The organism is Streptomyces sp. NPDC002156, assembly GCF_053593675.1.
Window position 1 is genome coordinate 22,916 of sequence record NZ_JBSFDA010000032.1, and the last position, 23,524, is coordinate 46,439.

General features: G+C 70.5%; 17 protein-coding genes. 14 read left to right on the top strand and 3 right to left on the bottom strand.

The features are described 5' to 3' along the window. Positions 1–267 precede the first annotated feature (267 nt). The 11 genes from ACWCRB_RS16025 (at position 268) to fxsT (ACWCRB_RS16075) (ending at position 18,362) form a co-directional block, all read left to right on the top strand. The gene (locus tag ACWCRB_RS16025) at positions 268–1,332 is read left to right on the top strand and encodes an AAA family ATPase (RefSeq protein ID WP_450996633.1); all 1,065 of its coding nucleotides are present in this window, start codon (positions 268–270) and stop codon (positions 1,330–1,332) included. Between the two features lie 335 nt (positions 1,333–1,667). Continuing rightward, positions 1,668–4,868, top strand: a complete 3,201-nt coding sequence (locus ACWCRB_RS16030) for an SAV_2336 N-terminal domain-related protein (protein WP_450996634.1) — start codon at positions 1,668–1,670, stop codon at positions 4,866–4,868. A gap of 108 nt (positions 4,869–4,976) precedes the next feature. Beyond that, the gene (locus ACWCRB_RS16035; RefSeq protein WP_450996635.1) at positions 4,977–5,168 is read left to right on the top strand and encodes a hypothetical protein; all 192 of its coding nucleotides are present in this window, start codon (positions 4,977–4,979) and stop codon (positions 5,166–5,168) included. Between the two features lie 54 nt (positions 5,169–5,222). Then, positions 5,223–6,536 (top strand): FxsB family cyclophane-forming radical SAM/SPASM peptide maturase, encoded by a 1,314-nt coding sequence (locus ACWCRB_RS16040; protein ID WP_450996636.1) that lies wholly within the window; start codon positions 5,223–5,225, stop codon positions 6,534–6,536. Between the two features lie 76 nt (positions 6,537–6,612). After that, a complete protein-coding gene (fxsT, locus tag ACWCRB_RS16045) occupies positions 6,613–9,582 on the top strand; it encodes an FxSxx-COOH system tetratricopeptide repeat protein (RefSeq protein ID WP_450996637.1) in 2,970 nt (989 codons plus the stop codon). A gap of 160 nt (positions 9,583–9,742) precedes the next feature. Continuing rightward, positions 9,743–9,913, top strand: coding sequence for a hypothetical protein (locus ACWCRB_RS16050; protein ID WP_405534916.1), 171 nt, complete (start codon positions 9,743–9,745; stop codon positions 9,911–9,913). 2 nt (positions 9,914–9,915) lie between these two features. Further along, on the top strand, positions 9,916–11,127 hold the full coding sequence (locus ACWCRB_RS16055) for an FxsB family cyclophane-forming radical SAM/SPASM peptide maturase (RefSeq protein WP_450996667.1): 1,212 nt from the start codon (positions 9,916–9,918) through the stop codon (positions 11,125–11,127). A gap of 56 nt (positions 11,128–11,183) precedes the next feature. Next, positions 11,184–12,491, top strand: a complete 1,308-nt coding sequence (locus ACWCRB_RS16060) for a toll/interleukin-1 receptor domain-containing protein (protein WP_405534915.1) — start codon at positions 11,184–11,186, stop codon at positions 12,489–12,491. 5 nt (positions 12,492–12,496) lie between these two features. Next, positions 12,497–13,486, top strand: a complete 990-nt coding sequence (locus ACWCRB_RS16065) for an AAA family ATPase (protein WP_450996638.1) — start codon at positions 12,497–12,499, stop codon at positions 13,484–13,486. 5 nt (positions 13,487–13,491) lie between these two features. After that, positions 13,492–14,490, top strand: a complete 999-nt coding sequence (locus tag ACWCRB_RS16070; RefSeq protein ID WP_405534913.1) for a hypothetical protein — start codon at positions 13,492–13,494, stop codon at positions 14,488–14,490. After that, the gene (gene fxsT / locus ACWCRB_RS16075) at positions 14,487–18,362 is read left to right on the top strand and encodes an FxSxx-COOH system tetratricopeptide repeat protein (protein WP_450996639.1); all 3,876 of its coding nucleotides are present in this window, start codon (positions 14,487–14,489) and stop codon (positions 18,360–18,362) included. Before ACWCRB_RS16070 ends, fxsT (ACWCRB_RS16075) begins: the two co-directional genes overlap by 4 nt. Before the next feature lie 25 nt (positions 18,363–18,387). Here fxsT (ACWCRB_RS16075) and ACWCRB_RS16080 read toward each other — a convergent pair whose 3' ends face one another. The 3 genes from ACWCRB_RS16080 to ACWCRB_RS16090 all read right to left on the bottom strand — a co-directional run bounded on the left by ACWCRB_RS16080 (position 18,388) and on the right by ACWCRB_RS16090 (position 20,455). After that, complete coding sequence (locus ACWCRB_RS16080) at positions 18,388–19,203, bottom strand: SAM-dependent methyltransferase (RefSeq protein WP_450996640.1); 816 nt, start codon at positions 19,201–19,203, stop codon at positions 18,388–18,390. 105 nt (positions 19,204–19,308) lie between these two features. Then, the gene (locus ACWCRB_RS16085) at positions 19,309–19,578 is read right to left on the bottom strand and encodes a DUF397 domain-containing protein (protein ID WP_450996641.1); all 270 of its coding nucleotides are present in this window, start codon (positions 19,576–19,578) and stop codon (positions 19,309–19,311) included. 1 nt (position 19,579) lies between these two features. Continuing rightward, positions 19,580–20,455: a helix-turn-helix domain-containing protein gene (locus ACWCRB_RS16090; RefSeq protein WP_369034667.1), complete on the bottom strand. Its 876-nt coding sequence runs from the start codon at positions 20,453–20,455 to the stop codon at positions 19,580–19,582. A 392-nt stretch (positions 20,456–20,847) separates the two neighbouring features. On the opposite strand from ACWCRB_RS16090, the gene ACWCRB_RS16095 reads away from it, so the two are divergent. From ACWCRB_RS16095 to ACWCRB_RS16105, 3 genes are all read left to right on the top strand, one after another. Beyond that, a complete protein-coding gene (locus tag ACWCRB_RS16095; protein ID WP_450996642.1) occupies positions 20,848–21,585 on the top strand; it encodes an ATP-binding protein in 738 nt (245 codons plus the stop codon). Between the two features lie 250 nt (positions 21,586–21,835). Beyond that, a complete protein-coding gene (locus ACWCRB_RS16100; protein ID WP_450996643.1) occupies positions 21,836–22,132 on the top strand; it encodes a hypothetical protein in 297 nt (98 codons plus the stop codon). A gap of 202 nt (positions 22,133–22,334) precedes the next feature. After that, complete coding sequence (locus ACWCRB_RS16105; protein WP_450996668.1) at positions 22,335–23,495, top strand: MFS transporter; 1,161 nt, start codon at positions 22,335–22,337, stop codon at positions 23,493–23,495. Positions 23,496–23,524 lie beyond the last annotated feature (29 nt).

The following is a 23,524-nucleotide window of genomic DNA, read 5'->3' on the forward strand; positions in this document are numbered from 1 at the left end:
TGTCCGACTTTCGCTGGGGCGGAGCCAATCGGATGTGACGCCCGGTAGTCAAGTGAGCAACCAGTGGGAACCGGAGTCCACAAGCCGGTTCGGGGTGTGCCCGGCGCGTGTGATCCCCCTCGGTCGGTCCTGGGTAGTGTCAGAAGGATTGCCGGTGCGGAGGAGGAATGGAAGGGGAAATGGGACCTCCGGTTCCCTTTCGTGTCCCCGGCGTCCGGCCGAACCGTCATCAGGCAGCCTCGCCCGTCCTGCACCGAGGAGCGTGACGTGAACGAGTGGCTGATCTACCGAGGCACCGGACAACCGCACGACGGAGTCGACCGGCTCCCGGACCCGCCCGCCTGGCGCCGCTTCGACGGCGGCCCACTGATCCGGCCGCCGGCCGCCGCCGACACCGTCTCCACCCGAAGGCTCGGCCAGAGCCGCGCCTTCGCCGAGCACTATCGGCCGACCCCGGCCGAACTGGAGCTGGTCAACGCGGCGTTGTACCTGCGCCGCCCGCTCCTCGTCACCGGCGAACCCGGCAGTGGCAAGAGCACACTCGCGCACGCCGTGGCCCATGAACTGGGCCTGGGCCGGGTACTGCACTGGCCCATCGTCAGCCGCACCCAACTCACCGACGGCCTCTACAAATACGACGCGTTGGGCCGCCTGCAGGACCTCCAGATCACCCGTCCGCGCGAACGCCCGGAGGCCGGGACGGTGTCGGTACTGCCCGGCCAACTGCCCCCGGAGGCACCCGACCTGCTCGCCCAGGGCATCGGCCGCTACCTCCAACTGGGCCCGCTCGGCACCGCGTTGCTCCCCACGGCACGACCCCGGGTACTCCTCGTGGACGAGCTGGACAAGAGCGACATCGACCTGCCCAACGACCTCCTCGGGGTCCTGGAGGAGGGCGAGTTCGGCATCCCCGAGCTGGAGAGGATCGCCGAACACCGCCCGGCGGTACGGGTCCGCGACCACGACGGGCGCTCCGTCGAGGTCCACGAGGGCAGGGTCCGCTGCCGTGCCTTCCCCTTCATCGTCCTCACCAGCAACGGTGAACGAGACTTTCCCGTACCGCTGTTGAGGCGCTGCGTCCACCTCCATCTGGAACCCCCGGACGAGGACAGGCTCGCCGCGATGGTCCGCGCCCACTTCGGCGAGGACGCGGCCGAACAGCACGCCGACGTCATCGCCCGCTTCCTGGAACGCAGGCCCGGCGAACAACGAGCCGCCGACCAGCTCCTCAACGCCATCTACCTGACCCGCCACGCCCAGAACGAGGAACCGGGCACCCGTGCGCACCTCGCCGACCAACTCATGCGGCCGTTGAATCGGCCGGCGCGGTGAGCGGGGGTGGGGGGGCGCTGGGGCGGCCGGGCCGGCTGGGGCCGACGGGCCGGTCGGGGTCGCTGGGGCCGTCGGATTCGCCGGGGGCGCCGGATCCGCCGGACCAGTTGGGTGCGCCTGGGTCGCCAGAGCCGCCAGACCTGTCGGTGCCGCCGGTGCCGCTGGAACCGCTGGACCAGTTGGGTGCGCCTGGGTCGCCAGAGCCGCCAGAGCCGCCAGAGCCGCCAGACCTGTCGGTGCCGCCGGTGCCGCCGGTGCCACTGGAACCGCTGGACCAGTTGGGTGCGCCTGGGTCGCCAGAGCCGCCAGACCTGTCGGTGCCGGAGGTGTCGGCGGTGCCACTGGAACCGCTGGGCGCGCTGATCCGGCGTCTGGGGGAGGCGGGGGTCAGGGCGGGAGCCGCTGAACTCGCGGATGCGCTCTGGCTGGCGGGGCGGATGGCCGAGGCGGAGACCGGGGCCGAGGTCGGTGGTGGGGTAGGTGTCGGGACTGGCGGCGGGGGCGGTGCCTTCGGCGGCGACGGACTCCCGTCGGATCAGGTGGACCGCCCGGTGACTCCGCGACTCCTCGCGGTCGTGCGGGACGAGCGCGCCGAGGGGACATGTGGCCCGCCTGGCGCCGAGATCCTCGTACCGACGGCTTCCGCCTTTCCGGGGCTGCTGTCTCTGGGGCATGCCCTGCGTCCGCTCCAGGGCCGGCCGGTGCCGGCCGGACCGTCGCGACCCCGGAACGACGACGTGCTCGACGAGTCGCGTACCGCGCAGGCGAGCGCCGTCGGGGACTGTGCCCTGCCGGTCTTCCGGGCCGACCGGAGACGGCAGTCCCGGATACAGCTGCTCGCCGACGACTCGCCGTCGATGGGCGCCTGGGAACGCACCCTGGAGGAACTGCGCCTCGCCTGCGAACAGTCCGGCGCCTTCCGGTCGGTGACCGTCCACCGGCTGCGCCCGCACCCCGACGGCGGAGTCGGCGTGCTGTGCCGGGCGGGCGGCAGCGAATGGCTCGCCCCGGCGGACGGTCTGCGCGACCCGAGCGGCCGGACCGTCACCCTGCTGCTCAGCGACTGCTCGGGCCCGCTGTGGCGGCACGGCGCCGCCCAGCGGCTGCTCCACCGGCGGCTGCGCACGGGCCCGCTGGCCGTCGTACAGCCACTGCCCGCCCGCCTGTGGCCGCAGACCCTGCTGCCCACCGAACCAGGCACCCTGTGGCGCACGACGGGCCCCGGCGGGACGCTCGGCTTCCGGCCGTTCCGCGACCGGGGCCCCGTGAACGGCGGGGCACTGCCGGTCCCCGTGCTGCCGCCGACCCCCGCCGCACTCGGCGGCTGGGCGCGTTTGCTGTCGGAACGGTCGGCGGACACGCTGACGGCCTCCGTTGCCATGGTCGGGCCCGAGGACCCGGGAACGGCACCCGCTCCCCGCCCCGACCGCACCCCGGAACAGCTGGTCGAGGACTTCCGCACCACCGCCTCCGCGGCCGCCCGCCGCCTCGCGGTCTGCCTCTCGGCGGCGCCGCTGTCGTACCCCGTCATGCAACTCGTACAGCGCGCCCTGCTGCCAGGGACCGGCCCGGTCGAACTGGCCGAAGTGCTCTTCAGCGACCTGTTGGTGGAGGTGGCGGACGACAGCGACGGCCCCGGTCCCTGGTACGAATTCGCGCCTGGTGTGAGGGACTTGCTGCTTCGCCGACTGGAGCTGGACGAGGCCCGCGCGGTACTGGAACAGTGCTCGCGCTATCTGGAACGCGTGTGGGGAGCCCGCGCCCGGAACTTCCCGGCGGTGGTGGTCGCCCACCTCTCCGGGACGACCGTCCGGACCGGGGCCGATCGCCCGGACGACACCGAGGAGACTCCCGGCCGACCGGTCCCGCAACCCTTCGCGGACGTACCCCGCAGGGTGCTGCGCAGATTCCAGCCGGGAGACGTCGACGGCACCCCGAACTTCACCACCAGTCGATCGCAGTCGCAATCCCTGGCCCTCCGGCTGGCCCGTGCCCGCCTCGCCCGCTACGAACGGCAGGGCGGCATCCGCGACCTCTGGGACGCCGTACGCATCCTGCGCGCGACCGCGCCCGGCGCGGAGACGGCTGCACTCCTCGCCGAATGCCTGCTCGGCCTCTGGGACATCCACCGGGACCGCGCGGTGCTGCGGGAGGCCGAGGACGCCGTCCGCGCGGCGGCGGACCCCGCCGGCTCGCCGCCGGCCCACGCGCACCTCGTCCTCGGCAGGGTTCTCCGGGCCCGCGCCGCGAACGAGCCCGACGACGAGGCGAGGGCCCGCGCACTGGCCGAGGCGGCCGAGAGCCTGGAGCGTGCCTACGCCCTGCTGCGCTCCGAGCCGGGCCCTCTGCTCGACGTCCTGCTCCACGTCGTAGAGGTCGTCCGCGCCCGCTACCGCCTCCTCCGCGATCGACGGCTGCTGTACGGCGCCCAGGTACGGCTCGACGCCCTGCTGGAGGGCTGGCCGGGCGAACGCCCCCTGCCCGGAACGGCGTTGCTGGCACGCGGCGGACTACTGATGGAGCTGTGCGCCAACGCGCGCGAGCGCGATTCGGCCGACGAGGCACGGGCCTTGGCCGTCCAGGCGGCGGCCGACTTCGAGTCGGCCGCGAAGTCGGCGGAGCGGGCGGGGGAACCGCCGGGGGTCGTCTGCCGGGCGCGGCTCGAACTGGCCGCTGCCCGGGCGGTTGTGACGGGGGATCAGGGGGCGTCGGAGGTCGTCACGGCACTGACCGAGGCCCTGCGGGCCGCCGGATCAGGCGCGCACACGGGCGAGTTGAGGCTGCGCGCGCTCTGGCGGCTGGCGGAGGCCCACATCGCCCGCTGGACCCGCAGCGCCGAACCGGCCGAACTGGACACCGCCGACGGGTACTTCGCCCGGGCACAGGCGCAGCTGAGCACCGACGATCCGCGGCGCCCGGAACTGCTGGCGGCACGTGGCGGCGCGGCACTGAACCGGGCGGCCCACGCCGACGGCGTCGCCGGCGCCGACGTCGCCACGGACGCCGTACGCGTCCTGCGCGCCGCGCTCGCCCAGACCCCCGAGAGCGACCCGGCGCTGCCCGCCCGCCGACTCCTCTTCGCCCGCGCCCTGCACCGCCACCACGAACTCGGCGGCTCGCTCACGGACCTCCACGAGGCCGAGTGGATCCTGGCCCGCGCGGCTCGGGGCGCCCGGACCGGCGGTGATGCTCGGACGGAGGCGCTGGCGTGGCTGGAGCGGGGCGATGTGCTGCGCGCCCTCGCCCGCCCGCAGCACAGCACCACGGAGTACGAGGACCGGGCCGCGGAGTCCTACCGCCGGGCCGCCTCCGCGGCCGAGGCGTCCGACGACCTCCTCGTGACGGCCCGCGCCCTGCACCGGCGCGGCACAGTCCTGGAACGCACGGCGGGCCCGTCCCACGCCCTCGACGCGTACCGCGCCGCCTGGGTCGCCTGGCAGGGGGCGGGCGGCGACGCGCGGCACCCGGAGGCCCGTACGACGCTGGAGCGGATGCGTGCGCTGACGGCACGGTCGGTCGGTACAGGTTCGGCCTGATTCGATCGTTCTTTCGGTCATGTACCCCAGGTGGGCCCGAAGAAAGGTTTCCGTGTGTTGCCCACACGGGTAATTGCCGATGGCCGACGTGCCTGGGAGGAGCACAGCATGTCGAATCCTGCGATCGATGAGCCGACCGCGTGGGATGAACCTCTGCCGGATCTCACGGGGATCGAGTGGGGGGAACTGCCGGGAACCGGCAGCCACCCCGCCTTGAACGGTGTCCTCGCCGAACTGGAACTGAGGTCCCGCGCACCCGATTGGCCCGTAGCCGTGGCGTACTACGAGGACTCGCCCTGACGCAGGGCTGCCGCATCCGACGGACGTGCGATGCCCCGGGGAGGTGGCGGCGCGATGTTCCCTGTGTCGTGCGAGCAGAACCGCTCCACGCTGGGTGAGTTCCTCGCGCCCTGGCCGCTGTCGGTGCTCGACGTCCCGGCTCTGCGCCGTACCGGTCTGCGTCCGGTGCCGGTACGTCAGTTCACCCTCAAGGTCCACAGCAGATGCAATCTGACCTGCACGTACTGCTACATCTACCACGGGGTGGACGGCTCCTGGCGGGACCATCCGCCCCGGGTGTCGGCCTCCGTGATGCGGCAGACCGCCCACCGCATCGCCGAACACGTGCGCACCCATGAACTGAGCGAGGTCCGAATCGCCCTGCACGGGGGCGAGCCGCTGCTCTCGGGCCCCGGTGTCCTGGTGGACTACATCCGGACGATCCGGGCCGCCCTTCCGGCCGACTGCGCACTGCGCGCGACCGTCCAGTCCAACGGCACCCTGCTCACCGAACAGGCCCTGGGTCGGCTGGCCCAGGAGGGCATCCGGGTCGGCCTGAGCCTGGACGGAGGCACGGCCGCGTTCAACAGGCGCCGAGTGGATCACGCGGGGCGTCCTTCCTGGCGCAGGGCCGTACGGGCCGCGAGGCTGCTCGCCCGGAACCCTCAGTCGTACGCCGGGCTGCTGTGCACGGTCGACGTCACGGCCGACCCCGGCGAGGTCTACCGTTCCCTCGCCGCCCTCCGGCCCCCGGTGCTCGACCTGTTGCTGCCGCACGGCAACTGGTCGAATCCGCCACCGGGACTGCCGGTGCGCGCCCCCGAAGCGGCCCGGACCGGCGCCCGGGGCGCCACCCCCTACGGCGACTGGCTGGCCGCGGCCTTCGACCAGTGGTGGGGCAGCCGCGCGAACGAGGGGCCGCCGCCGCGGATCCGGATCTTCTCCGAGATCATCGCGCTGCTGCTGGGCCTGCCCAGCGCGTTGGAGGCCGTCGGGCTGTCACCGACGGCGGCGATCGTGGTGGAGACGGGCGGGAAGATCGAGCAACTTGATTCTCTCAAGCAAACCTACGAAGGGGCGGTGGTCACTGGACTGGACGTCTTCCACAACTCCTTCGACGAGTCGCTCGACCATCCGGGTGTGGCAGCGCGCCAGATAGGAGTGGCGGCCTTGGGTGTCACCTGTCGGGCGTGCCCCGTGATGGCTGTTTGCGGTGGCGGGAACTATGCCCATCGCTATCGTGAAGGGAGTGGCTTCAGACACCCCTCGGTGTACTGCCACGACCTGGAACGACTGATCCGGCACGTGGCGGCCGCGCTGGCGTCGGCGACCGGAAACGAACGTCCTGTTCCGGCCGTTTCGGCTCGTCCTCCCACGGCAATGCCTTAGGGGCTATGAGCTGACCAGATGACTGTGCCTGACTCCGGGACGCGGCCGGACGGCACGGAGTAGGGAGAGAATCCGAATGGCGGACCGGGCCGGGGGAGCCAGGTCCCATGGCCACTACGTCATCAGTTACGCGGGATTCAACCGGCCGTGGGCCACGTGGATCGCGTACCAGTTGGAGCAGTTGGGCCATCGGACGACACTGTTGCGCTGGGACCCGCCCGTCAGCATGCCGTTGACCGAGGCGCTGCGCAGTCTGCTGGATGCGCCCGGACGGATTCTGCTCGTTCTGGACGACTGGTACTTCAATCTGGGGCCACGCAGCGACGAGGAGTGGATCGCGGCTCTTCGCGAGGTCGTGCCGAAACACGAGGACCGGTTCGCCGCGGTCAGTGTGGCCACCCGTGCCATCCCGCCCGGCGGCGAGCGACTGCTCCCCGTCGACCTGCGGGATCTGGACTCAGGCGAGGCCAGACGGCGGATCCTGGTCCGTCTGGGGCTGCCGGGCGAGGAGATGCCGCCCAGCGGCGACTCCGCTCCGCGCTTCCCGAACGATCCGCCGGCCGTGGTCAACATCCCTCGACGGAACCTTCGTTTCACCGGCCGTGACATGGCGCTCGACGAACTGCACTCCCGGCTGAACCAGGACGGAGACGGCGTTTCGAGAGTCGCGCTGCGCGGGATCTCGGGCGTGGGCAAGAGCCAGATCGCGATCGAGTACGCACACAGGTTCGGAAATGATTATGACGTGGTGTGGTGGGTCAACGCCGGGTTCCGGGCCACAGCCCGCGAACAGTTCGCCGATCTCGCGGCCCGGATGCAGCTCTGGGTGGGCTCGGAACTCGGCGAGCGGATCCGGGCCGTCCAAGAGGCGCTGCGCACCGGGAAACCGCACGGCCGCTGGTTGGCGATCTTCGACAGTGCCGACGACATGGCGCAGGTCGAGGATCTGCTGCCCGAGGGCAACGGCCATGTGCTGGTGACGACACTGACCCAGGACTGGGCCACATCCGGCCGCCTCTCGGAGATCCAGATCCTGCCGTTCAGTCGTGAGGAGTCGGTCGCCTATGTACGCCGTCGCGCCCCTCGCCTGACCGAGCGGGAGGCCGACAGGCTTGCGGAAGCCGTGCAGGACCTGCCCCTGCTGTTGGCGCAGACGGCGGCCTGGCTGGACGCGAACAGGATGCCCGCCAAGGACTACATCGAACTGATCAGCAAGGGTGGCGCCAACCAGATCGGCATCCGTATCTCGGACGACTACCCCATGGGGTTCCAGACGAGCTGGTCGATCACGCTCAACACCCTGGAGGCGAACTATCCGGAGGCGTACGAACTGTTGCGCCTCTTCGCGCTCTTCTCGCCGGACGCCATTCCCGTGCGCCTGATCCAGAAGGCTCGCCCCTCCGACCTGCCCGATCATCTCGCTTCGCTCGCGGCCGACCCGTTCCGCTGGTACTCGGCGTTGCAAAGGCTGTCCGAGTCCACTGCGGTACAACTCGTCCATGAGAGTTCGTCGGAGGACGAACCCCTAGTGGGAGGCGCGACCATGCACCGGCTGTACCACAGTTTCCTGACCAGTACCTTGCCGGAGGAACGGCGGGAAGCGATGTCCGCCGTCGCCTGTGAAGTACTGTCCAGTGAGGATCCGCGGGAACCCGGCAACGTCAAAAAGTGGTCCACGTACGCCGATCTGCACGCACAGCTGGAGACCTCGGGGGCACTCGACAGCACCAAGCCGGAAGTGCGCAGACTGGTGTTGAACTGCGTCGAGTACCTGAAAGCACGCGAGGAAGGCAAAGACGGACTCGCGCTGTGCGAAAAGACCCTGCCCCGATGGCGGAGCCGTCTGCAACCGGACGACCCCGACATGCTCCGGCTGACCCACCAGCACGCCAACATGCTGCGTCGCGTCGGACGGTTCAGGGAGGCCGAGGCCGTCGGACGGGCTGTGGTGGACCGATTGACCCAGGTCAGAGGGGCCAGCGACCCCGAACTGCTGCGGGCGAAGAGCGGCCTCGGCGGTACGCTGACCGCTCTCGGCTCCTACCGGGAGGCGCACCAGCTCTTCCAGGAAGCCGCGCGGGTCGACGGCACCGATCCGCAGAAGGGCCTCCAGGAGCAGTCCAACCTCGCCGTGTCGTCTGTGCTGCTGGGCGAGTACGCCAGGGCTGCCGCCCTGCACCAGAGCATCCTGCACACACGGCAGCGGCAACTGCCCGAGTCCCACCCGAAGACGTTGATCTCGGGGCTGTACTACGCCTGGACCCTCCGTCTTCTTGGTGACTACGCGGAGGCCCGGTCCCGGCAGGAACACAATCACCGGCTGTTCAAGGAAGGCATGGGCCAATGGCACGCGAGCACCCTCCTCGCGGAGCACAACCTCGCACTGTGTCAGCGCCGGGCCGGGGATCTGGAGGGGGCGAAGAGATCCATGTCGGGTGTGGTGGCACGCAGTCTGCGCAAACGTGGATCGCGCCACCCCGACACACTTCACGCCCAGGCGGACTACGCCACCTTCCTGCGCGAACACGGCGATCTGGACCAGGCCCGCAAACTGGCCGACGAGGTGGCCACCGGTTACCGCGGTCTCGTCGGTCCCGATCACCCCTTCACCATCGGTACGACGGGCAATATCGGCCTGGTCCTGTGGAAGTACGGCGAGCGTGAGGAAGCCCTGAGGATCGCCGAGACGGCCTGGAGCGGAATGGCCGCGGCGGTCGATGCCGACCACCCCTGGTCTCTCGGCTGCGCCCTCAACCTGTCCGGCGCCCGCAACTACGCCGGAGACGAGGAGGGTGCCGCGCGGCTCAGCGCCGAGACCCTGGAACGAGCCGCGGCGACCATGGGCGAGAATCACCCCATGACCCTGTCCTGCAAGGCCGCCCTCTCCGCCGATCTGAGGTCGCTGCGCCAGGGTGACGAGGCGGCCAGGCTGGAACAGGAGGCTCTGCACGTGCTCACGGAGAAGTACGGTTCCGGCCACCCCCATACGCAGGCGGTGGGTCGCCGGGAGCGCCCCTACTGGGACTTCGAACCGCAACCCACGTGACCGATTCCCGTTACTGGCGCGTCATGTGACACACCGTCGCCGAGACTGCTAACGTCGCGCCCGTCACACGCGCGCTTTTTATCTCTCACCTGGAGAAGGTTTGCCTGCTCCTCAGGGCGCGGCGCCTTCTCTCAGCGCCTCGTATCGAAGCGGTCGGTCGTTGCCGGATTTCGACGGTCTGGATCTGGCCATCCTGGCTGCGGATGTCGATCATCCCGTCCTGGCCGAGGTGGCCGAGACTCTTTGTCGGCGGGCCGGATCTCCGGCTCGCGGCGCGTTCTACGAGGATGCGCCCTACGTCCCGGTCGAGCGGCCGTTCCTGCTCCCGTGACGGTGGCGCCGCCTCCGTGGCCCGCCCAGGGCCTGGACGTCCGAGCGGCCAGGCGTGCCATCGGCGTCGGCCCCACTCCCTTCCAGCAGTTCGTGCTGAAGGTCCACAGCCGTTGCAATCTCGCCTGCACCTACTGCTACGTCTACGAGGGCCCCGACCAGAGTTGGCGTGAGCGTCCCCGGGCCGTACCGGCAGGGGTCGTGGACGCGGCCGCCCGGCGGATCGCCGAGCACGCCGCGGCTCATCAACTGCCCGACGTGCATGTCAATCTGCACGGCGGGGAGCCCTTGCTGTCCGGAACGGAAATCCTCGTCCGCTATGTCGCCGCCGTGCGCCAGGCGGTGGCCGAGCGAGCCGGGGAGTCGTGCCGGGTGCATGTCACCATGCAGACGAACGGCACGCTGCTCAACGACGCAGTCGTCAACGAACTCGCCGCAGCGGGCATCAGGATCGGGGTGAGTCTCGACGGCGGGTTCGCCCGGCACAACAGGGGGCGTGTCGACCGCCGGGGGCGCCCTGCCTGGCCCGCCGCCACTCGGGGGTTACGGGTACTGTCGCGGCACCCGGACTCGTACGCCGGAATCCTCTGCACCATCGACCCCGCCGCGGACGCCGTGGAGGTGTACGAGTCGCTGTTGGCGTTCGCGCCGCCTAGTCTGGATCTGCTGCTGCCGCACGCCAATTGGTCGGCGCCGCCGCCGGGCGCCGGCGGTCCCGCGCCCTACGGCCGATGGCTGGCCGTCGTCTTCGACCAGTGGTTCGATGCCGGCCGGATGCGTACGACCATTCGGCTGTTCACCGAGATCATCGGGCTGCTCATGGGAGTGGCCAGTGCCACCGAGGCGGTCGGGACCTCGCCCGTTGTGGCGGTTGTCGTCGACACCGACGGGGCGATCGAGCAGGTCGACTCCCTCAAGACCACGTACGCGGGCGCTCCCGTCACCGGGTTCGATGTCTTTCGGCACGCCTTCGACTTGGCGCTCGACCATCCCGGGATCGCCGCACGCCAGCTCGGGATCGCCGCGCTCTCACCGACGTGCCGGGGCTGTGAGCTTGTTGATGTGTGCGGGGGCGGGAATTACGCCCATCGCTTCCGGGCCGAGTCCGGATTCCTGAATCCGTCCGTCTACTGCCATGACCTCGAGCATCTGATCAGGCATATTGCCGGGCGGCTCAGCTCGGCCGTGGGGGACGCACGATTGCGGCAGGGCTGAGCCGCCGTCAGAATCCCCTTAGAGCCGGGGGACTTGGGGGCGGGGGATTGAACAAGGTGTTCATCAGCCACAGCACGCGCGGCGACTCCTATGCCACAGCGGTGCGCTTACAGGTCGTCCATGGGCTGCGTGAGCGCGGATACGACGTCCTGGTCGATGCCGACGGACTCCTGCCGGGGGAGAAATGGCATCCGCGGCTGTACGAGTGGCTGTTGGAATGCCGGGCCGCTGTCGTGTTGCTCAACAGGACGGCGCTCGCCTCGGGTTGGGTGCACCGGGAAGTCGACATCCTGATGTGGCGCCATCACTTCAACCAGTCGTTCTTCGTCCTTCCCGCGGCTGTCGGCGATGTGACCCCGGAGGACATGGACCGGGCCGGGTTCGAGGACCTGATGTCCCTTCAGCTCGTGCAGCGGGCCGGGGCGGGCGACGCCGAGAAGGAACCGCAGGATCCCGCCGAAGCCGCGGCGGTCATCGTACGGGCGTTTCCCCCACTTCCGTCCCTGCCAGAGGACGACGACCCCGTGCGGCGCTGGGCCGAGGACATCACCGCACAGTTGAGCCAGGTGCGTACGATGAGCCGGCTCGCGCGGATGGGGCGAGCCCTCGGGATGCACGACCGGCATCTGGCCGGAGCCCCGGTCACGGATGTCAGCTGTGGTTTCCTCGCCGCGCAGATGCTGCACACGCACAACGCTGTGGCACTGCGCAACGCCGTCGGGGAGATCGCCCGGCACATGGACAGCACGGCTCTCGACCAGCTCGTCCGTCTGCTGTTGCCGGTCTGGATCGACGCTACCTCCGCCCGGCACGTGCTGCCGGGCGGTGACGGCACCGGGCCCCGCACCGTCGTGCTCAGCGTGCGCAACCCGGACACCGGGGAGTACTACCTGGGCCGGGCCTTCTGCATGGACTACAGCCGCTATTGGCCCATCGTCGTCAGCGCTCCGCCCCCGGGCGAGGAGGACCCGGAGGAGGAGCTCCGGTACCGGTGCGAACGGACCATCAGGGCCCGGTTCGGGATGACCGACCGGGAAAGCCTGGCGAGTGCGCCGCAGTTGCCCGACTGCGACACCTACGTGGTGATCTTCGCCGAACACTGTTCCCTGGACGAGGCGGAGCGCGTCGTCGACTGGCTGCACGGACAGATTCCCTGGTTGCACATTCTTCTCATTCCGCGGGACGAGCTGACGGACGACGACCCCAGACCCGGGCGGCTCGCAGACGCCTCCTTGCTTGTGCCGCCGTTCGGGGCCGACGACGAGCGCATCGCGATCAGGGTCGCCTACGGGATGTTGAACGACTGGGGTCATGGCAGGGGCGGGGACGACGACAGGCCCGGGCGGCCCCGGGGAAGGGGATGAGCCCGATGACGGAGCACCGGAGCCCCGAGGAGTCGTTCCTCAGCCCCGACCGGGGGGACGGCGAGATCTATGTGATGTCCCCACGCATCGACGAGGCGGTGATGGTGGCCCTCGCCACCGGACGGCCGTTGCTCCTGCGTGGTCGGCCCGGGTCCGGGAAGTCCTCCCTGGCCCCATTCATCGCCCGACAGCGCGGCTGGCGGTACTACGACCACGTCATCACCTACGCCACCAGGTCCACCGAACTCCTGTGGCGCTACGACAGCGTTCGTCGGCTCGCCGACGCGCAGGCCCATCGGCAGGGGGCCGTCGGTCTCGACGACGCCTCGTACGTCGAACCCGGCGTGCTGTGGTGGGCGCTGGCGCCACAGTCCGCGGCACGGCGAGGGCGGTCGGCCGGAGAGGGGGCGCCCGGGTCCGAGTGCCTGGACCCGTCCGCCGAGGTTAACGCCGGGCGCAGTCCCGATCACGCCGTCGTGCTCATCGACGAGATAGACAAGGCCGATCCCGACGTACCCAACAGCCTTCTGGTGCCGCTCGGTTCGCATCGATTCACCGTCATGGAGACCGGCACCGAGGTGCGGCTGGAGCGGCCCACCGGAGAGGTCGACCCGCGCTTCTCCCGGCATCTCGTCGTCATCACGACCAACGACGAACGTGAACTTCCGCAGGCCTTCCTCCGGCGGTGCGTGGTGGAGACGCTGCCCGATCATGATGTGCCGAGCCTGGTCAGGATCGCCGAGGAGCACATGAAGACCTGGCACGGAAGTGCCGGTGACGGCGAACTGCGGCTGGCCGAGGCGCTCGCCGTGGAGCTGGGCAAAGTGCGGGAACAGGCCATGACCATCGGGCTGCGCGAACCCAGCACGGCCGAGTTCCTGGACGCGCTGCGCGCCTGCCTCACCCTCGGGATCACCCTCGGCAGCGAACGCTGGGAGTGGCTGAAGAACTGTGTCCTCATCAAGCGCCAGCAGATCGCGGGGGACGAGTGGTGAGGCCGGTGCCACGGGAGATCTGGCTCGGTGACGTGGTCCGCGCCGCCACAACCCTCGACGTCACGGACAGGAGCGGCTGGGAACGCGTGGCCGCCCTCCTCGGCCTTGGCCCGGGCACCGGGCCCACGCCTCCCGCCGAACCGTCGACGGACGTGACGGCCTTGCCGCAACCGGCTTCCGCCCCAGGACAGAGCGGCCCGGTCGGCGACGGAGATCCGCGGCCGTATGCCGAACCACCCGACGCCGCCCGGCCCGCCCGTGCCGACGAGGAGTCCACGCTGCTCGTCCCCGTCGGCCACCGGCCGCCGCGCCGCACCGGCTGGGCCGTCGACCCGCTGCCCGCTCCCCGGTCCGTCCCCCTGGCCGAAGTGGGCGCGGCCCCGCACCTGCCACTGCTCGCCCCCCGCTCGACCGCGGCCGTGCTCCACGCGGCCCTTGCCCGTGTCACGCCTGAAGGCGACCTCGACGTCGAACGGGCCGCCGACCATCTGGCCCGCGGACTGCCCCTCGCCGAGATTCCGCGCCGCCCCCTCCCCACCCTGCGCTACGGAGTGCAGATCCTCGCCGACATCTCCGCCTCCATGGAACCCTTCGCCCGGGATGTCGAGGACGCCATCGAACAGGTCCGAAGCCTCGTCGGCGTCGCCGGAACCAGGGTGCTGCGCTTCGCCGACTGCCCGTCCCGAGGTGTCGGCGCGGGCCCGCGCGGCACTTGGCGGCCCTACCAGCCGCCCCAGCACGGCACCCGGGTACTACTGCTGTCCGGCCTCGGCAGGATCGGCCCGGTGTTCGACCCGCACCGCAGCACCGAACACGAATGGCGGGAGATCCTGCTCCGGATCAGGCAGCACGGCTGCGACACCGTCGCCCTCGTGCCGCTTCCCGAACGTCTCTGGCCCGCTTGGTGGCAGTCCCGGTTACGGGTGGTCGCCTGGGACCGGGGAACCACTGTGGGGCGGGTTGTCGGAGGGCTCCAGGGAAGCGGCGCGGGTGGTCCCCCATGAGCCCCCCGGCCCGCCAGGGCCATGAACTCGCCGTTCTGCTCAGCGTCGCGAGCCGTATAGAGCCCGAACTGATGCGTGCGGTACGGATCACGGTGGCGCCGCTGCTCGATGTCTCGGCCGAGGTCGACCTGTGGTTCGGGAACCTTGTGGAGCGGCGCGGGTACGGCTATGTCTCGCTCCGCGGCGACCTGTTGCCGTCGCTGCGTGCCGAACTCGCCGACCGGCTTGCCGGTTCACCGACCGGGGCGCCCGTACACACCCTGTGGTCCGTGATCGAACGGCTGCACAAGCATCGTTCACCGGCGCTGTTCGCCGAGGAGTGGGCCACCTGGCTCGCGATCCGGGACGGTGCAGGCGCCGACCGGGCCATCGAACGGGCGCTGGAGCCCGCCCTGCGAGCCCTGGTCGAGCAGGGCCGGGACGGGGTGGCCCGCTGGTTCGCCGGTGCCTGGCCGCGGCTGCCCGAGCCGGTCCGCCGTACCACCACCGCCTGGCAGCTCGCCACGGTCACCAGTGCCCGGCTGTCCGGAGTGACCCTGCGTCCCGAGCTCCCGGAACGCCTCTCGGTGACCGATATCGGACTGATCGCGGCCCGGCTGCCTCGTGTCCCGCTCCGGGTACGCCGGTACGGGCCGGATCTGCTGCTCGGTGAACGGGCCGACGGCGTGGGCGGGTTCACCGTCGAGGTTCCGGACACCGACCCCAGAGTGCTGGACCTGCTCGACGACCCGCTGCCTCGAACCCTGCTGGTGAGGCGGGGCGCCACCGTCACCGAACGCGTCGGCTGGGGGCCCGTACAACTGCTCGCGGCCGACGGCGCCGTCTACGCCCTGCCCGCTCCCAGCCCCGTGCTCGAACAACCGGCGCGGAGGCGGAGGTCCGCCGAAGCCGACCGGCGGATCACCGTCGCCCACACCGGCGCCAGCCAGGCCTGGGGCACCTGGGTCGCCGATCAGGCGGAGGACGCCGGGTTCGGTGTGACGGCGGTGACGTGGCATCCGGACCCCGGGCGGGTGCTGTGGGACGAACTCGGTGAGCTGCTGCGCGGACCGGGGCGGACCCTGCTCGTGCTGGGGGACACCGACTGCCGGCTCGGCGGCCGGAGCGACGCCGAATGGAACGCGGCCCTGCCCGAAGCGGCCGCCGACTGGCCGGGACAACTGGCGGCAGTCCTCGTCGGCGCGGGTGAACGGCCCGCCGCCGTCGGGGCGTTGCCGCTGGCAGACCTGCGGGGAGTCGACCAACGCGAGGCCGTACGCCGCCTGTTCGACCTCCTCGGTACGCCGCTGACGGGGGCCGGCACCGGAAGCGGCGATCGCCGAACCGTCGATCCACGGTTCCCCGGCACCGCACCCGCCGTCTCCAACGCCCCGCATCGCAACCCCCGGTTCACCGGGCGCGAAACCCTTCTTGCCCGGATACGGCAGACCCTGCTCGCCCCCGGCCAGGAACCCGGTGCGGCCGACAGCCACCGCTGCGTGCTGCTCGGCCCGTCCGGCACGGGCAAGACGCAGACGGCCACCGAGTACGTCCACCGGTACGGCAACGAGTACGACGTCGTGTGGTGGATCAGCGCCGGCTTCCAGGGCACGGCCCGCGAACAACTCTCCGAACTCGCACCGAAGTTGGGCCTCACCGCGGGGCAGGGCATCGGCAACCGGATCCGCGCGGTCCAGGCGGCGCTGCGCATCGGACAGCCGTACCACCGCTGGCTCCTGGTGCTGGACCGCGCCGACGACATGACCGAGATCGAGGACCTGCTGCCGGAGGGCGTGGGGCACGTCCTCATCACCTCCAACAGCCGTGCCTGGGCCGACAACGACCGCGTCCACCGCATCGACGTACCCGCCTTCTCCCGCGCGGAGTCGATCGCGTACACGAGGAGTCGCGCCCCCCGGCTGAACCTCGCCGAAGCCGATCTGCTCGCGGAGGCTGTGCAGGACCTGCCTCTGCTGCTGTCCCACACAGCGGGCTGGCTGGACGCCCACCCCATGCCCGTCGCCGAGTACCTGGAGCGTGTCCACAACGGTCACCCCGCCAGGCTGGGGCAGCCGGGCGGGGGTGGGGCCGGCGATGCGGCCGGGTATCCGCAGGCGCTGGAGAGCAGTTGGTCGATCACGCTGGAGTCGCTTCAGCAACGCCATCCGGCGATTGTCGAACTGCTCGAACTCTTCACCTGCTTCTCGCCGGACTCCGTCCCCGTACGGCTGCTGCGGACGGAGTATCCGACCGGCCTGTCGCCGCGTATCGCGGCCCTGGCCGCCGACCGCCAGGCGTGGGACGGGGCGTTGCAGATGCTGGCGGAGACATCGGCGGTGCGACTGGTGTTCGGCGACGACGGGGTCGAGCGGGCCGAGGTGCACCATTTCTACCACTCCCTGCTGCGGGACGGCCTCAGCGAGGACGAGCGTGATCTGTTCTCGCAGGTCGCGTGCGGTGTGCTGGCGGCTGCCGATCCGGGCGACCCATTGGACACCCGGACCTGGTCACGCTATGCCGAGCTGATTCCACATCTGGAGATCTCCGGAGCATTGGACAGCGCCCGCGACGCGGTGTCCGGGCTGGTCCTGAACTGTGTCGAGTACCTGCGCGGCCGTGGTGAGGCACGCACAGGGCTGAGGTTGTGTGAACTGACCATCGCGCGGTGGCACAGCCGGATGCCACCGGACAGCAGCGAGATGCTCATCCTCACCCACCAGCACGCGAACATGCTCCGACGGATGGGGCGTTACCAGGAGGCGGAAGCGGTGGGGCGGACGGTCGTCGACCGGCTGTCGGAACGGCGGCAGGCTGAGGACTACGAACTGCTGCGCGCCAAAAACGGGTTGGGCGGAACCCTGGTGGCGTTGGGGGCGTATCGCGAGGCATCTGAGCTGTACGAGGACACCGTGCGTGTCGAGACGGCAGTGCACGGAGCCGAGGGCATCCGGAGCCGGCAGATTCGCTCCAACCTCGCCAACGTACTGGGCCTGCTCGGGCGTTACGACGACTCGTTGAAGTTGTACACCTCGATAGTCGCGCGGCTGCGGGAGGAGGTGGGCCGGAGACACTACCGATCGCTCTACAACGAACTGCGCTGCTGCTGGACGCTGCGCCTCCTAGGTCACTATGGGGAGGCTCTCGTCCGGCAACAGGCAAATCTGAGCGACTACCACCAACTCATGGGCCGTTACGGCGTCAACCCGATGGTCGCCGAACACAACGTGGCCCTGTGCCTGCGCCGCTCCGGCCAACTGCCGCAAGCGGAACGGAGCATGCGCGAGGTGGTGGACCTGGCCCGCCAGCTCTACGGCCCCCGCCACCCCCAAGCCCTCTTCGTCGCCGCCGACTACGCCTCCCTCCTCCGCGAGCAGCGCGACCTGGACCGCGCCTGGACCCTCGCGGACACCGTCGCCCGGGACTACGCGGACCTGCTCGGAGACGCCCACCCCTTCTCCGCGGGCACGGCAGGCAACGTAGGCCTCACCCTCTGGGAGTCCGGCGACCGGGACGAGGCGCTTCGTGTCGCCGAGCGTGCCCTGCGCGGGATGACCGCCGCGATGGGTGCCGACCACCCCTGGACGCTGGGCTGTTCGCTGAATGTCGCCGGAGCGCGCAGTCTCGTCGGGGACCCTGAGGGGGCCGCCGGATACAGCCGGGACTGTATGGAACGGTCGGCGCGGGTGGTGGGCAGCGCACATCCCCTGACCCTGATGTGCAAGGCGGCGCTGGCCGCCGACCTGCGCTCCCTCCGCCAGACCGACGCGGCCGACCGCCTGGAGCGGGAGACGCTCGGGCAGCTCGTCGAGGCGCTGGGGCCGGACAGCCCGTTCACCCTGGCCGTGCGCCAGGGTGAACGGCCCTACTGGGACTTCGAACCGCAGCCGGAGTGATCGCGGGCCCGAACTCCCGTCACCACTAAGGCTTCCGAGCCACCGCCCCATACATGGCGATGTCCTCGTCCCTGATCCCCTCGCCGCTCTCCGCGTCCGGGTGCCACTTGTGGACCTGGACGATGCCCGGCTCGACCAGCTCCAGGCCCTCGAAGAACTCCTCGGCCTCCGGGAACGTCCGCAGGCGCATCGGCATGTTGCGGGCCTTGTACTCGCGGGCGACCCGGCCCACTTCCTCCGGGGCGAACTCGGCGGTGCCGATGGACATCGCCAGGTAGCTGCCCGAGGGGAGGGGGTCGAGGAGGCGGCGGACGATGCCCACCGCGTCGTCCTCGTCCAGGACGAAGTGGACGATCGCGATCACCGTGAGCGCGACCGGCTTGGTCAGGTCGAGGGTCTCCCGGAAGTCCGGGGAGTCGAGGATGGCCTCCGGGTGCTGGAAGTCGGCCTCGATGTACGCCGTCCGGCCCTGCGGGGTGCTGGCCAGCAGGCCCTGGGAGAGGGTGAGGACGATCGGGTCGTTGTCGACGTACACCACCCGGGACTCGGGGGCCACCGACTGGGCGATCTCGTGCAGGTTGGGGGAGGTCGGGATGCCGGTGCCTATGTCGAGGAACTGGCGGATGCCCGCTTCCTTGGCCAGATAGGCCACCGCTCGGTTCATCCAGTCGCGGTTGGCCTTCATGTGGATCGGCAGGGCGGGCCACTCGTGCGACATGGCGTCGCCCGCTTCCTTGTCGGCGGGGTAGTAGTCCTTACCGCCGAGGATGTAGTCGTAGATCCGCGCGGAGTGTGCGTTCTCCGTGTCGATCCGGTCGGCCGGCCATCCGTTGTCGGGCACGCCGCCCCTCCCATTCACGTGGTGAGTCCGAGTCAAGTCTCAGTAGAAACAAGGCAGTTCAGTACTTCAGATCAGTACGTCAGATCAGTACATCAGTTCTGTTCGTCAGAGCAGGAAGTCTGCTGCACCCGCCTTCACACCGGCCAGGAAACTTGTCATCTCGTTCGGGGTGAAGACCAGGGCGGGGCTGTCGGGATCGGTCGACTGGCGGACGGCGACCCGGCCGTCGGCGAGCTTCATCACTTCGACGCAGGCGCCGCCCGCGTCGTCGCTCCACGGCTTGGACCAGCCCCGGGCGCCGAGTTCACGGGCGGGCATGCCGTTGCGTACGGAGTGGGTGTGTACGGGGTGGTGGGGGTGGGTGGGGTGGTGCATGTCAGAGCTCCTTGCGAATCGCACCGAGGATGGCCTCGGTCTTTCTGGCGGGCGCCGACTGCGCGCCCAACCGGTCCAGGGCCTCGCGATAGACGACGACGTCGTCGGCCTTGTCGAGATACACCGCGCCGACCAGACCGCTCAGATAGACGATGTCCGGCAACTCGGGTGCCCTGAAACGGAAGAGATGGAACGCTCCGGCCCGCATCGCGGGATGCGGGCCGTTGCCGAACGGCATGATCTGCAAGGTCACATGAGGCAGCGCGTTCATCGCGATCAGATGGTCGATCTGCGCGCGCATCACCTCCGGACCGCCGACCGGCCACCGCAGCACGGTCTCGTCCATCACGATCCACACCCGCGGTGGTGCCTCGCGGGTCAGTAGTTCCTGGCGCCGCAGGCGCAGTGCCACCCGGCGGTCCGTCGCCTCCGAAGAGGCGTGCGGATTGCCGGCCCCCAGCAGTGCACGCGCGTAGTCCGCCGTCTGGAACAGGCCCGGCACGAACTGCGATTCGTACGCACGGATCTGCAACGCCGCCTGTTCCAGGCTCAGATACGCCGCGAACCAGTCGGGCAGTACGTCCCGGTAGTTGTGCCACCAGCCGCGCTTGTTGGCCTCGCGGACCGACTTGAGGAACGTGTCGATCTCCTGCTGGTCCGTCACCCCGTACGTCTGCAGCAGTTTCTCGACGTCCGGCAGGCGGAGCCGGGCCACCTTGGCGGCTTCCATCCTGCGGATCGTGGAGTGGCTGACACCGATCGCCACACCCGCGTCCTCGTACGTGAGACCGGCGCGCGTCCGCAGCTCCTCCAGCTGTCTGCCGAGGATCATGCGCAGGACGGAAGGGGCGCCGCCCCAGTCGGTCTCCGCGGTCACGCCTACCCCCTCACGCCGGGCTCAGGGTCGCAGTCTGTCACGATCATCTTTCGACGGGAGCAGCATGCACCCCACAAATTGCAAATTTCAACTTGCTGGTTGCGAGCCGTTGTTGTCAGGTGTCACAGTGTTCGTACCTTCCCGGAAACGGTGAACGACGAGTCTGAATGGCCCTGTTGGGGGAGAAGGGGCTGCAACCTGCGCTTATTCGAGGCGGGTTGACCTACTCGTGGCTCGCATCGGGGTGGCGTCGCACCGGCCAGGGTGCGCAGGCAGACGAAAGGCGAACGGCGATGGCTCCGCCCTCCCTCCCCCAGCCACTCGGCCGACTGCCCAGGGACAGGCTTGCCGGCCCCTCCAAGTACTCTCCGCAACACTCTCCGCAGTCGGGCATGTTCGCTCTGCCCGCGACTCCCGCCTCCGTGGGGGCGGCCCGCCGGAAGGTGCGCGCACTGCTCGGCGCCTGGAGCGTCTGCGACGACACCGTCGACAACGCCCTCCTGGTGACCTCCGAACTCGTCACCAACGCCCTCACCCACACCGCCAGCGAGCGGATCGTGTGCCGGTTGCGCCTGTCCGCCGGGCGGCTGCACGTCGAGGTCGAGGACGAGAACCGCGGCGGGACCCTGCCGTCCCAGCGCATGCCCGGCCCCGACGAACAGTGCGGACGCGGACTCCTGCTGGTCGGCATCCTGAGCAGCGACTGGGGCGTCCGCGACGCCCCGTACGGCTCCGGGCGTATCGTCTGGGCCGAACTCCCCGACGAACACGCGGAGTTGACGGACACCACCGCACCGACGTCCACGCCGACGCCGCCGGTCGCGGTCGCGGCTTCCGGCGAGGCGCCGGCTCCTCCCGAGAGCGCGACCCCCGTGACCACCGAGCCCGCCGCTGCACCCGCCGCCCCCGCCACGCCCGACGTCCAGGCCCCGGTCAGACCCGCCCCCGTCTTACCCCCGACCCCACCCGCCGCCCACGCGGCACAGGTCGCCGCGCCGGCCCCCTGGCAGCCGCCGGCCCCGCACCGCACCCGGCCCGTCCCCCACTCGGCCGAAGGAACCGCCTCACATGGACCGTATGGACCGTATGGAACAACAGCGCCGCACCACTCCCCGTACTCCCGTTCCTGACCCGCGCCCCCACCTCACGCTCCCGCCGTTCCACGCACCTCCCGCGACAAAGCCCCGGCGTGAGCGCCTCGGCGTCCCTGACGGCCCCGGCGTAATCCGCTACGGTTCGCCGGTGGCGCCCCATAGGGGCGCGGGGAACTGCGCGCCCAGCCACGACGGCGCCGCAGCAAACCGACACCTCCCGGCGCTTCCAGCGGAGCGCCTAGGCTGCGACGCCGTCGGCACGCCCCGTGAGCACGGGCAGCGCATCATGGACAGCCTGCCCCGCGTCGGCTGTGTCTTCGCCGACGACCAGCGCTGGTGGTGGATCGTGCCGTCCGGCTCCCACCTCGGAGTCACCTGGCCCCCGAGCACGCGTTACGCGGTCGGTGTCCAGCTCGCCGACCCGTCCTGGACGCGTACCCGACCGGCGTCCCCGTCCGTCCGGCCCCGGCTGATCCACAGCCCCGAGGGCGACTCTCCGTACACCCCGCCGCTACCGCTGTACTTCCTCGCCTGCCGACTGGCCGGCAGCGTTCCCAGCTGGTCGCTCGGCCCCATCGGCTGATCCCGCCGACTCCCTTGCGAATCCCCTGAGGCGAAAGGCCTCGGGGGATCTTGACGGCGCGAATGTTACCGGTAACATCGATGCCGTCCCCGCACCGGCGCGAGGACGAGTTCAGCCGCGTTCTCGACCACAGGTGACGGGAGTCCACGTGACCGATCAACCGACGGCACGACCGACGGTCACCGAGCAACGAACCACCCCCATCGGATCAACCACCCCCGTCTTCAGCCCCGCCGCCGTGGTCGCCTCCTGCGTCGGCTTCGTGCTGATCGGGGCCCTCCAGGCCCTGTACGGTCCGGCCATCCCGGCCCTCCGCGACGAGTTCGGGCTCTCCCCGTCGGCCGCCGGTCTCGGGCTGAGCGCCCACTTCGTCGGTGGCGTCGCCGGGGTGCTGCTCTTCGACCGGCTGTACGTCCGGATCGGCAACCGGCGCATCCTCGGCAGCTCGTACGTCCTGATGGCCGCCGGTGCCGCGGGCTTCGCGCTGGCGCCGAACTGGCCCGTCGCGCTGGCCGCCGCCCTGCTCGCCGGGCTCGGCTTCGGCGGTATCGACTACGGCCTCAACCAGCTCTTCGCGATCGGCTTCGGCAAGCGTTCGACGGCGATGCTGAACATCCTCAACGCCCACTTCGGCATCGGCGCGATCCTCGGCCCGGCGCTGATCGGCGCGGTCGGCTCCGAGCACTATCCGGCCGTTTTCCTGGCCTTTTCGCTCGCCAATCTGCCCCTGCTGCTGTGCCTTCGGGGCGTACGGGAACACGTACCGCAGCCGGTCGCCACCCCCGAGTCCGGCGTCCCCGGCAAGCCGGTGCTCACCCGCAGCCTGGTCTCCGTACTCGGCGTCTTCGTCACCCTCTATGTCCTGCACGTCGGCATCGAGGCGGGCGTCGGCGGGTGGGAGCCGACGCACCTGGAGACGGTCGGGTACGGCGCCGGAGCCGCCGCCACGGCCACCTCCGTGTACTGGCTGATGATGACGATCGGCCGGTTCCTGGTCGCACCGCTCGCCCTGCGCCACTCCGCCCAGTCGATCATCACGGTGTCCTGCGCCGGTATGACCGTCTGCCTGCTGCTGGCCGCGATACCCGGACTTGCCCCCTACGCCTACGCGGGGGTCGGCCTCTTCATCGCGCCGATCTTCCCCACCGGGCTGCCCTGGCTGAACCGGGCCGCCCCACGCGCCCGGAGAGCCGGTGCCGTGGTCATCGCCGCGTCGATGGCCGGGGGAGTGGCCGCGGGCCCGGTGCTCGGCAAGGCCATCGAGTGGTCGGGCGTACGGGCCGTGCCGCTGCTGCTCAGCGGGGTCTCGGCGCTCTGTCTGGCCGCCACGATCTGGCTGATCCGGGCGACCCGCACCCACTGACCCCCTCGCTCACCGACCACCACCCTCCA